This window comes from Lysinibacillus sp. G01H (genome assembly GCF_028872195.1).
GTDB lineage: Bacteria > Bacillota > Bacilli > Bacillales_A > Planococcaceae > Lysinibacillus > Lysinibacillus capsici.
Genome location: NZ_CP118397.1, coordinates 738108 through 750425, shown reverse-complemented (window position 1 = coordinate 750425; position 12318 = coordinate 738108). Strand labels below are relative to the sequence as shown.

The window sequence follows — 12318 nt, the reverse complement described above, 5'->3', positions numbered from 1 at the left end:
TTTTCATATTTCTCATTATTTATATACCCACTCTTGTTCATATGAAAAAAGTTTGACCTTTTTTGACTAACTTTATTTTACATCACTCGACAATGCTTAGCAAAGAAATCGCCCTAAAAATTTTTCACTTATTATGGAAGTTTACGTTATAATAATGATATGTTTCTGTGTTTTAGTATCGAAATCCACTATCCTTTTGTAATAATCGCCATTTATTACAAAAAGAAAGCGATGTGTTGGAGATATGGTTTTAATGGATAATATGTTTGAAAAAATTAAAGATCTTTTTCAAAACCACGGTGTTTTTATCAAAGTGAATAAAGGAAATAAAATTTTTCTAGAGGGTGAACGGGCAAAAGAAATTTATTACATCCAATCAGGTGTTATTTCGATTAGCCAAGAATCCGAGACGGGCAAGGAATTAACCATTCGCATTTGTGGCCCTGACAACATAATAGGAGAAGGTTCGTTATTTTGTAATCTTGTCTATAATTCGATGACTGCCAAAGTTTTAGAACCCTCTACGTTATATGTTTTGAGTCGTAAATCTTTGGAGCATTTACTAGAAGAGCAGCCGACTGTTATGGTGGAATACATGAAGTGGCTACAAACAGAAAATTTAAAGCATCAGAGTCGTTTGCGCGATTTAGTGTTAAACGGTAAAAAAGGTGCTCTATTTTCAACGCTCATTCGACTGTCCAATACGTATGGTAAACCTGTAGAAAATGACGCGATTTTTATTGATTTTCAGCTAACAAATACAGAAATTGCAAATTTGTGTGCGACAAGTCGGGAAATGATTAATCGTATGCTGAATGATTTAAAAAAACATGAGATTATCACTTTTGATAAAGGATTTATTACCATTCATGATTTACAATTTTTAAAAAATGAAATTGCCTGTGAAAATTGTCCATTACAAATATGCCGTATCGATTAGTTTCGTTACAAGCAAAAACCCTGCTTATTTTTCAATAAGCAGGGTTTTAAATAATCCATTTTAACTTAACGTACGCCCAATGCCATTTTTGCATAGCGTGACATTTTATCTTTCGACCAAGGTGGATTCCATACAATATTAACATTTGTACTTTTCACTTCTGGAAGTTCACCTAACGCCGTATTCACTTGATCCACAATGACTGGACCAAGTGGACAACCCATAGATGTTAGTGTCATCGTAACAGTTGCAACACCTTCATCATCTAATTCCACATCATATACTAAACCTAAGTTGACGATATCAATGCCAAGCTCAGGGTCAATTACGTTTTCTAAAGCACCTAACATGCTATCTTTCATATCCTGATCCATTCGTATTTCTCCTTCCATCATAGTGTTAACCTTATCATAGCAGATGCACCCTGTTATGCCAAATGCTGTGCAAGCCATGCTGTAGCTGCTAGCATACCGTCACGTGGTACAGCATGTCCAGCCCTTTTGTTCACCATGAATTTTAAATATTCAGGGTTTGCTTCATAGTATTCCCGTAATGATTCATAAAATTTATATGTTTCGTGAAAAGGAACTGTTTTATCTAATTCTCCATGCCAAAAGAATACAGGGCGACCCGCGAATTTTTCTGGTGTGAAACTGACATCATATTTAGCAAGGGCTTCATTAATTTTTTCAACGTCTTCCTCTGACATCGGCCAGTTAACTCCGCTTCTAGCAAATTGTTGCAATTGGTATTCACCCAATTTTATAAAACCAGGTGCACCCATACATATTGCAGCTGTTTGTATCCAATCATAAAGTTTCAGACAGCCTGATGTCACGATGCCACCCATTGAAGTGCCTCCTATGCCAATTTTATGACTAGCTAATAAATTTTTATTCTTTAATTCATCATATAATTGTTGTACTTCATGAATAGAATTTAAAACAATGTCCCAAAAATTTAAATTCATTTGCATTTCCGTTAGGCCTTCGCTACGCTCACCATGAAATTTTGCATCTGGCAATAGGACACGCACCCCTTTATGCACCAATTGGTATGCATAGTGTAAGTTATGTTCTTTTGCACTCATAAAACCATGCAAAAAAATGACTACCGGGGTTTCTTCATTCATCTTGTCTGTATGTATATGTAATAAAGGAATATTTCCCCACACTTCTTTTTCTACAAACATTATTGTCACTCCCAACTATTCTCTCATCTTTATGTTAGCAAACTTTTTTCACTGTGACAAAATTTTGACGAATGTAAGACAAAGAGATACTATTCAAACTATAGGAAAGGGGCAACGAGCTATGAAACCGCATTTAATCGTATTAGACTTAGATGGAACTTTATTAACAGATCAACAACAAATTTCTGCAAAAACAAAAAAAACATTATTGCAGGCTAAGGAACAAGGGCATCAAGTGATGATTGCGACGGGACGTCCATACCGTGCAAGCGATCTTTATTATCATGAACTTGGGCTCACTACACCCATTGTTAATTTTAATGGCGCATATGTGCATCATCCTAAAAATGTCTCTTGGCAACATATGCACACACCAATTGATTTAAGTGTCGTACATGATGTTGTTGATTCTATTAACAGTTATGAATACGAAAATATTATCGCTGAGGTAAAAGATGATATTTATGTCCACACAGAAGACGATCGTATTTTAAATATTTTTAATATGGGGAATCCAAGAATTACACTTGGCGATTTATACACACATCTCTTGGAAAATCCCACAAGTTTGCTGATTCAGGCAAATGAAGCCAATTCGGTTATTATACGTGATCATTTACAGGCAGTGCATGCTGAAGTCATCGAGCATCGTCGCTGGGGCGCACCTCTTCATATTATTGAAATTGTGCGTCGAGGCTTAAATAAAGCTGTTGGCATAGCGCATGTGGCAAAAGATTTAGGTATCCCACGTGAGCGCATTATCGCGTTTGGCGATGAAGACAATGATTTAGAAATGATTGAATATGCTGGACTTGGTGTAGCGATGGGGAACGGTATCTCAAGTCTTAAAAACATTGCAAATGAAATAACTGCAACGAATAATGATGATGGAATTGCAAAAATACTCATCGATCGCTTGAAATTATCATAGTTAAGTAGTAAGTTCAAGTTAACATTCCATTTTTACCAGTTTAACTTTATTCAGTGGTACCCCTTCCATTTATAGTGAGTATCTACTGAAGAAAGTTAAAAAGCTTTAAAAGTAAGTTGAAATTAGGGGGACAAGAGAATGAAGATTTTTACGGATAGTGGATGTGATCTACCAAAATCTTACTATGAAGAAAATGATGTCGTGCTACTCCCTTTACGAGTGCAATTGAACAACAAAGAATATGAAGATGTGATTTCAATTGATTCCAAAGAGATCTATGATGCAATACGCCAAGGTGCTCAGCCAAAAACATCACAAGTGTCACCTGAGCTCTTTTTGAAGCATTTTGAGGAGCTAGCCAAAAATGATGAAGAAGGTATTTATATCGCGTTTTCATCAGAATTATCAGGCACATATAGTACTGCTCAAATGATTCGCAATCAGGTACTTGAGCAGTATCCTTCCTTAAAACTAGCCATTATCGACTCAAAATGCGCATCACTAGGACATGGCCTTGTCGTGGAAGAAGCTGTACGACTGCGAAATATAGGAGTATCCTTAGAAGATATGGCCTCTAAAATAAATACCCTTGCACCTCAGGTTGAGCATTTATTTACAGTAGAAGACTTAGATTACCTTGCAAAAGGCGGTCGTGTATCAAAAGCTAGTGCATTTTTAGGCGGCCTTCTTAGTATTAAGCCTATTTTAAATGTAGAAGATGGCAAACTTGTACCGATTGAAAAGTCACGCGGTCGAAAAAAAGCACTTAATCGTATGTTAGATTTAATGCAGGAGCGTGGTGGCAGCTTTACAAATAAAATCGTAGGTATTAGCCATAGTGACGACGCTGCCTTTGCGAATGAAGCAAAAGCCTCTATCCAGGAGCGTTTTTCACCTCAAGCTGTGCAAATTACCATGATAGGTTCCGCGATCGGCTCACATGTCGGACCTGGGACTATTGCAATTTTCTTCACAAATAAAAGCTTTGAAGGCTAATAAAAAGCATGCTAGGATGGCTCCTGGCATGCTTTTTTGTCGTGTTATTATTATTGGACGTCTTGCTCCTGACGACGAACTTTCCCTCGTTTAATGATGATGACAACAAAGCCAATAAAGATCACCCATACTAAGCCAAGAGCTACCATATAAGGAGTGTTTAAGCCTTCATCATTGCGAACTTGATAAATTTCAACCATTTCTCGGTCTAAAATAACAGGATAAACTTCTTTTTCATTTATGCGAACTTTTTCCTCATGTAAAATACCGTTCAGCATTTTCCCTTCACCAAGTTGTTCAGGTGTTAAGTCGACGCGTTGTGTTTTACCAGTATTATTAACCATGATTACCCACTTTTCTTCGTCAGAAGAACGTGTAAAGACAAGAAGGCCATTTTCATTTGTAATGACTTCAAAATCACCATTACGTAAAGTAGCTGATTGATTACGTAAAGATTGAACATTTTTAATATAATCAATCAGTTCTTCGTCTGTTTTAAAGTTATAAAGCTGGTGTGTATCTGGTTTTGCTTCCCCATTCATAGCAATTTCTGTCCCGTATTGTACGACAGGAATTCCTGGTAGCATAAATAAAGCACCCATCGCCATTTTTAAGCGGGTAGGTGGGAACATATTTTCATTAGCAGAGTCAAATGTAAAACGATGGGTTTCAAGTGAATCCACCATAATTTGTGTCGGTTTTTCTCCTGTGAAGGGTTCCATTAATTTTGAAGAATCCATATCCACGTTTTTAAATATATTACGATAGATATCTGCTGTTACAGGTGAGAAAGTTGCATCAAAGTCAGCATCACTTTCTTCATTTGCTATCACATAAAGTGACGTTTTTGTCTCTTTTAATGCAGTTATTACTGCATTGATAAACGCTGTATCAGCCCCTGCGATATTTGTTAAACGAATACCACCGATGTCATATGTAGAAACAAATTCAGTTACTGCTTGAATAAGTGCCTCTTGCACATCCTTATTCGACAAATCCCATTGTACTTGTCCATTATTGGTAGATGCAATCCAATCCGCTTTCGATGCATCCTTTGCCCACTCATGATTTGGACTCACATTTGTAAGTGGAAAATCCACCATAATGGACATATTTTTAGCTTTGTATGCCTCTACAATACTTTGAAATTCTTCCGTTGTTCCAAAATGACGTTCAATTGTAGTATAGCTTGTGGGCATTGATCCATCATATTTCTCTGTAGAAAAGATAGGTCCAATAGAAACAATTGTATAGCCCATCTCACCGATAAATTTCAGTTTATCCTGTAAACCTGTAAAATCGCCCCCCGCAAATTTCGAAGGGTCCTGCGTATTTGTATCAAAATCGTTTGTGCCCGAGCCATTAAAGAAACGGTCAACGAGTAAATCATAGATGCTTTCCTCTGCTATTGTTCTAGTCGCTGATTCATCCGCATGTGCTACTGGTGTACTTACGAATGAAGTTGCTAATAAAAGTGATGCAGCCGTCGCACTTATCCACTTCTTAAATTTCACTGTTATTCCCTCTCTTTCAAACCAATCAACGTCATTTTACCAAATAACTCTGTCACGTCGCTATCTTTTCCAAAGATTTTGCGCAAATGCGAAATGAATTACGACAAAAAGGTGTCAATTCCGTCTTCCGTTTTCGTTTACAAAATAAAAGCCGTGAAGCAGCTACTTCACGACTTTTAAATCATTATGCTAAGAAATCTTGACCCATTGGCAGTTTAAATCCTAGGAACAAAGTGATTAATAAGAATACTGCAAATAAAATCCAAAACATAGCTGTTGGTTTATTTTTCTTTTGGCGCACTAATACCATTTCCATCATACCAATTACAAGTATACCACCTAAGAATTTAAATCCGTAAAGCATACCTTTACCATAGTCCATTGCCTCGATAAATAATGCTCCACCTGTGATGATTATTAGTACATAAAACAGACGTAATGTCATATGTAAGCCTTTTGATTGCTTGCCCATTAGTGCCGCAATTAAAAAGATGACAATACCTACTACCCACGTAGTAATATGCAAATGCGTTTGGCTAGTTAAAAAACTCATGTTTGTCCCCCTCATTCTTTTTCTATCAAACTCTATCCTACCATGCGATGGAAAGGGTTTCAAATATTACAATAGTGTTCACACAATTTACATCATTTAAAACTTGGAATAATTGCATCTCATAGTTTTTACTTCTGTTACTATGCCTTAAAGTAGTAAAAAAATCCGCGGAGTATAGACTCTCGCGGATTGATATTATTATTCAAAATGGTTGACTAAAGTACCAATTCCTTGAATAGACACTTTTACTGTATCTCCAGCTTTTAAGAATTGTGGCGGGTTCATCCCTTTGCCAACACCTGATGGCGTACCTGTTAAAATCACATCACCTGGCTCTAATGTTACATGCTGAGATAGGATGGCTACTAACGTTTCAACAGAGAACATCATATCTTTCGTAGAGCCATTTTGACGTACTTCATCATTGACCTTTGTGACTACTGTTAAGTCTTGTGGATTTGGGATCTCATCCTTTGTCACAAGGTATGGTCCAAGAGGGCAAGTACCGTCCAAGCTTTTACCCAAGAAGAATTGTTTATGTTTCTCTTGTAAATCACGAGCTGTTACATCATTGGCAATTGTATAACCAAATACGTAATCAAACGCTAAATTTTTAGGAATGTTTTTGCCACGTTTACCAATAACGATAGCTAGCTCACCTTCATAATCCATTTTTGAAGAAAGGTCTGCATGAATGGAAATTGTTTGTCCATCTGCAGCAATTGCAGTTGGTGATTTTGTGAATACCATTAAATCCGTTGGTGCTGCTTCTGCACCCATTTCCTTTGCATGTTCATCATAGTTTTTACCAATACACATAATATTTTTAGGTGTACGTGGAATTGGTGAAAGCCATTCGATCTCTGTAAATTCACGTTTAAAACTATTAGCATTATCTGATTTTTCTGCTGCTTCTACTAATTTTCGAATCTGTTCCACAAAATCAAAGCCTAAAGCAATGCCATCCACGATTGAGCTTGAAAAAGAAGGGAGAACTTGAAGTTCACTTTGAATAGCGAGTACATCCCATACCGCTTCTTCTTTTTTTACTTTTGGTCCAAAGCTTACATGTCCACCTAATTTGAATGATAAAATTTTCATGATTGAAAGAGCTCCTTCTTTTTTCTACATAATACAACAATATGATAGAAATTACCTCATTTTTGCGACAACATTTTTATAAGTTGTTATATCTTCATAAAATATGCATGTGAAGAGGAATATATTAACGCACTTCTACTTTTTGCTTATATGTTAATTTACGCCATATTGTCTCTAACGGCCCTTGTTTCCACTTAGATAACCAAATTTCTGCTATGATCATTTGCACAACAATAATGCCGACAGCAATTAATACCCCTGTTTCTACACTTACTTTACCATACCAGCCAAAGCCAAATTGGTAGAATAAACAAGTACCTATAATAGATTGAAGAATATACATCGTTAATGACATGCGACCAATTTTAGCAAAAGGACTAAGTACCTTTGGCATTATTGGCACTAAGCAAAGTAACACAATGACCCCAATATAGCCCACCGATAGAACAGGCCCCCCTATGTATACCTTTAAATAATCTAGTAAATATGTTCTTGTAAACATAATAGATAAGCTTTTTATACCAATACCTATGACCAATCCAGCGATTGCAAACGACAGCCAGAGCCACTTCAGTTCTTTAGCCCGTTCTACTAAACGCCATTTAGAGGCAGCGGCACCTATTAACATATACGGTAAAATCGTGAACAGTGCGACAAACCACATCTCGATGCCTGCCTGCGTCGATAAATCTGTTAAGCGTTGCATAAAGGCATCTACCCAGTTTCCTGTCCCATAAGCCGTGATGGCCTTCTCTACTGATACGATATCTAAGTAATCATCTACTTTTGTATTAAAATTTACAATCCCTACTACAAAGAGCATAAAAGCTTGCATCAAGCCATTAATAATCAAAGCACTCGCTAATAGCCAGATGGGACTCAAACGTAGTAATAGCACTAAGAAAACGCCACAAAATGCATACATCATTAAGATGTCGCCCCACCAAATTAGCACAGCATGGATAAAACCAAAGGCAAACAGGATGGACAGTCTACGAAGCCCCAGCGTATAAAAGTTTTGGTCACGACTTTGAGCCTTTTGCCACTGCATGGCTAGCCCATAACCAAATAGCATGGCAAAAAGCGGGTAAAAGCTGCCTTGCACATATATATCTATGTTTTTCTGCCAAACAATATCCGATGGGGTTGTAAACCATGATGCCAAATCAATATGCGGCATTGGCAAATAAAAGGTATACATATTTACAAGTAAGATACCTACTAAACTAATACCTCGTAAAATATCTAATGTTGCTATTCGTTCCTGCAACATTGTTGGTTTTAACTCCACAAAATAGCCTCCTCTTGACTAGCAGCTATGGTGAAAGCAGGGCAAGAAAAAACTTTGCCCCCCTTTGACCGTAACAAGTTTTTTATGCGTGTATGGTCTGTTCATTATCGAATAAAAATAATACTTTATCGCTCACCTTGATGTGTAAAATTGATTCAATGGCTTCGCTATAAACACGAAGCTGTACGGCATAACGACCTAGTATTTCCTTTGACAGGGCTGGCTCCTGCGCAAAATGAGATTGTATACGGTCCGTTTTATAATCCAACAAGACCCAATTACCGTATTCATCCTCAAATAGGCAGTCAATGATCCCTTGCACAATTTGAGCATCACCATCTTCATCGATTCTACTAATTGTAAACGGCATTTCTCTACGTATCTGCCTTGCGCGTTGAAAGCGTTGCCCTATTTCTGTCTCAAAAAAACGATAAATTTTCGCTTGCGGAACTACTTTGCCCTCCGCCTCTGTTAAAAGCTGTCTTGTCACTAAATCCTCCACAAAGTCCCTTACAGCATCGATATGACTAAAGCCATATTGAGGAACATGCTGCATCACTGTGTGCACAGCTGTACCAATTTCAGCACCAGTTAGCTGTTGCTCCTGTAAAAAAGCGGGGCGAGGTGCAATGGACGAAGCCTTTTGCTTGATAGGAGAGGCAAAATAAAATTCAGGTTCCTCCTGGCGCTGTAAATTTTCTAATCGCTTTATTTCACTAACAGATGTTTTGGAGCGCTTTCTTGTAGATTTTTGATAGACATACTGCGCTTGAAAGCGGGTAGTGATTTCAGCCAGCAAGTCCTCATCCTCTTGTATCGCAAGCACTTGCTGTACTTCATCACTCATCGCCTCTATCTCATATGAATAATGCTTTGTATCGATGGCTTGAACCAACCAATGTGATTGATCCTCCACTTCTTTATAAGATGTGCTTGCTACAGCTGCAAAATCTGCATGTCTTGCTACTGCTGGGCCAACCCAGTCCAAATAACTATTAGCTCTTGCACGTAAATATTCTTGAAGCGGTGCATCCATTGGTAAACTTTGTGCGTCCTGCCAGTTGTCGCGTGTTTTCTCCCAGTTCTTCACTGAGCCGACTAAAATCAAACGCTCCTTCGCTCGCGTCATTGCAACATATAAGACACGCATTTCTTCTGCACGCATCTCCAGTTCTTTTTTCTCCTTCAATGCTAAAAACGGTAACGATGTATATGTGATACGATTTTCGGGATCAATGGCCTTAACAGCTAGTCCAAAATCTTGATCAAACATATAGGGCTGATGAAAATCCATTTTATTAAACGGACGTCCCATTCCTGCAACAAAGACGACTGGATATTCTAAACCCTTGGATGAGTGTATTGTCACCAGACGTACTACATCATCCTTTTCGCCAATTGATTTGGCAGTACCTAAATCATCGCCACGCGTACGCATACGATCAATAAAGCGTAAAAAACGGAATAGTCCACGAAATGCCGTTTTTTCATACATTAATGCACGATCATGTAATACGCGTAGATTTGCCTGACGCTGTTTGCCATTCGGCATTGCCCCAACCATTTCATAATAGTGTGTATCTAAATAAATTTTCCAAATTAAATCTGATAATGATCCACGACGTGCTAAATCACGCCAATTTTCAAAGGCCAGCATAAAGCGTTGCAACTTCTCAAATGTAGTGGTTTGCACACCATGTCCTTCACTACGAATAAATTGTCGTAAAGCATCATAAAAAGGTACCTTTTGATCGGCTAAACGAATTTTCGCCAGCTCATTTTCCGTTAAACCAACAAACGGTGCGCGCAGTACAGAGGCTAAGGGAATATCCTGATAGGGATTATCGACTACCTTCAGGACATTTAACATAATCATTACTTCGAGTGCGTCAAAATAGCCTTTAGATGATTCTGCATAGAGTGGGATCCCTGCCAGCTTAAATTCCTCCACTAAGTCTGTTGACCATGTCATCGAGCGCATTAAAATTACAATATCACTATACTTTAATGGTCGCTCTGTTTTTGTTTTCGTATCGTATACAGTTGTTCCATCTTCCATCATCTGACGTATACGATCGATAATAAATCGTGCCTCATATTGTGATTTTTTTAATTCCTCAAGCTCCGTTGCCTCATTGCTTAGTTCTTCCAGTTCTTCTGTTGTCTCCTCTTCCTGTGGTGGATGCAATACGACCAGCTCAACAGGTATTTCTTTCTCATCATAGGGTGCAGCAGGCTTTAGTGACGCATTGTCATCATAAGAAATTTCACCAACACGCTCACCCATAATTTGTGCAAAAACATAGTTTGTAGCATTTAATACTTCTTTTCGACTTCGGAAGTTAGCGTTTAAATCTATTCGCATCCCCGTTACATCAGGTGACTCCAAGTATTCACTATATTTTCTCATAAAAAGCTTTGGCTCAGCTAATCGGAAACGGTAAATACTTTGTTTCACATCCCCAACCATAAAAAGGTTTCCATCTTGTTCTTCGCCCGTTTTGACAAGCTGTAAGATAGTTTCCTGTAGCATATTGGTATCCTGATATTCATCTACAAGTACTTCTTTAAAACGCTTTTTCATATCTAGTGCAACCGGTGATGGATGAAGTGCACCATCTATCTCTACCGTTAAAATTTGAAGTGCATAATGCTCTAAATCTGAAAAGTCAATGATTCCCCGTTCTAACTTGGCTAGTCGAAATTGTTCACTAAATGTAGTGGTCAATTCAACTAGCGTAGTAATGGTCGGTGCCATTAACCTTATTTCCTCAAGTAGCCTTGCAGGCGTACGAACAAAATATGTCTCCTTGATTTTATTCATCATTTTTTTGGCTGCTTCTCGTTTTTTCTTTGCAAGCTCCTGCAGCTCTACATTAACTAGTGCATCCTTCGATACCCGCTTTAAGGTAGACCATTTAACCGTTGCAAAATAATCAAATAGCTCTTGCCATGTCCCACTTTGACTAATGCGAATCCCTTCCTGAATCATAGCAAAATCTACCTCTGCCGTTTCAGCATAGGGTGCAGGTCCATCTGGTTGTAATGTAATTGCGCGCATTTCAGAAATTAACATAAACGCCTCTTCCAGGCTATGACGTACGGTTAATTTGACGTATTGAGATAGCTCTAAATCATCTATTGTCACTTCCTCAGCTAATTCATATGCTTTCGGCAGGCTCCAAAGCCATTTTTGAGGCTCGGCATGGACACGAGACGTATCATAAAGTTTACTAATCAGCGTTTCGATGGCTTGATCATCACGATCTGAGGTAAAGCTATCGACAAGACGATAGATGGCTTGGACGGAAGCCTCATCCTCAGCATCATAGGCATCTTCTAAAACTTCTGCTAAAACATCATCTCGTAATAATGCTATTTCTGCTTCATTGGCAATACGGAAGCCTGGGTCTATATCAAGTAAGTACGCATATTGCTTCACAATTGCTAAACAGAAGGAATGCAGTGTAGAAATTTGTGCTTTATTAACAAGACTAAGCTGCCGTCTTAAATGATTAGATGTTGGATTTTCTGCTATCGCCTTTTCTAATGCCTCAGACATACGATGACGCATTTCAGCGGCTGAGGCATTTGTAAAGGTCACTACCAATAGTTCATCTACATTGATCGGATTTTCAGTAGCAATGACTTTTTCAATCATACGATTGATCAGAACCGCTGTTTTCCCAGACCCTGCTGCAGCCGATACAAGCGTATCTTGACCGCTAGCATAAATGGCCTTCCACTGATCGTCTGTCCATGTGACATCTACTGGCTTAACAGGAATTGTTTGTACCATT

The 12318-nt window shown here is 38.2% G+C and carries 10 protein-coding genes; 3 read left to right on the top strand and 7 right to left on the bottom strand.

The features are described 5' to 3' along the window. The first annotated feature begins 253 nt into the window (after window positions 1-253). Window positions 254-940 carry a Crp/Fnr family transcriptional regulator gene (locus PSR12_RS03585; RefSeq protein WP_004227475.1) on the top strand — a complete coding sequence of 229 codons (687 nt, stop codon included), beginning with the start codon at window positions 254-256 and terminating at the stop codon, window positions 938-940. Window positions 941-1005: 65 nt separating this feature from the next. Here PSR12_RS03585 and PSR12_RS03580 read toward each other — a convergent pair whose 3' ends face one another. Together PSR12_RS03580 and PSR12_RS03575 are read right to left on the bottom strand one after the other, a co-directional pair. Further along, a complete protein-coding gene (locus tag PSR12_RS03580; RefSeq protein WP_004227477.1) occupies window positions 1006-1314 on the bottom strand; it encodes a metal-sulfur cluster assembly factor in 309 nt (102 codons plus the stop codon). Between the two features lie 53 nt (window positions 1315-1367). Then, entirely contained in the window at window positions 1368-2132 is a 765-nt protein-coding gene (locus PSR12_RS03575; RefSeq protein WP_274771666.1) for a prolyl oligopeptidase family serine peptidase, read from the bottom strand. A gap of 121 nt (window positions 2133-2253) precedes the next feature. On the opposite strand from PSR12_RS03575, the gene PSR12_RS03570 reads away from it, so the two are divergent. Continuing rightward, a complete protein-coding gene (locus PSR12_RS03570) occupies window positions 2254-3063 on the top strand; it encodes a Cof-type HAD-IIB family hydrolase (protein ID WP_205441354.1) in 810 nt (269 codons plus the stop codon). A 138-nt stretch (window positions 3064-3201) separates the two neighbouring features. Beyond that, window positions 3202-4059 carry a DegV family protein gene (locus tag PSR12_RS03565; protein ID WP_274771665.1) on the top strand — a complete coding sequence of 286 codons (858 nt, stop codon included), beginning with the start codon at window positions 3202-3204 and terminating at the stop codon, window positions 4057-4059. A 50-nt stretch (window positions 4060-4109) separates the two neighbouring features. Here PSR12_RS03565 and PSR12_RS03560 read toward each other — a convergent pair whose 3' ends face one another. The 5 genes from PSR12_RS03560 to addA all read right to left on the bottom strand — a co-directional run bounded on the left by PSR12_RS03560 (window position 4110) and on the right by addA (window position 12317). Continuing rightward, window positions 4110-5573 carry an alpha-amylase family glycosyl hydrolase gene (locus tag PSR12_RS03560; protein ID WP_221679498.1) on the bottom strand — a complete coding sequence of 488 codons (1464 nt, stop codon included), beginning with the start codon at window positions 5571-5573 and terminating at the stop codon, window positions 4110-4112. 184 nt (window positions 5574-5757) lie between these two features. Continuing rightward, the gene (locus PSR12_RS03555; protein WP_004227486.1) at window positions 5758-6126 is read right to left on the bottom strand and encodes a YisL family protein; all 369 of its coding nucleotides are present in this window, start codon (window positions 6124-6126) and stop codon (window positions 5758-5760) included. Between the two features lie 198 nt (window positions 6127-6324). Then, window positions 6325-7227, bottom strand: coding sequence for a fumarylacetoacetate hydrolase family protein (locus PSR12_RS03550; RefSeq protein ID WP_221679496.1), 903 nt, complete (start codon window positions 7225-7227; stop codon window positions 6325-6327). A 124-nt stretch (window positions 7228-7351) separates the two neighbouring features. Then, window positions 7352-8518 (bottom strand): DUF418 domain-containing protein, encoded by a 1167-nt coding sequence (locus PSR12_RS03545; protein WP_274771664.1) that lies wholly within the window; start codon window positions 8516-8518, stop codon window positions 7352-7354. A gap of 82 nt (window positions 8519-8600) precedes the next feature. Beyond that, complete coding sequence (gene addA, locus PSR12_RS03540; protein WP_274771663.1) at window positions 8601-12317, bottom strand: helicase-exonuclease AddAB subunit AddA; 3717 nt, start codon at window positions 12315-12317, stop codon at window positions 8601-8603. Window position 12318: the final 1 nt, after the last annotated feature.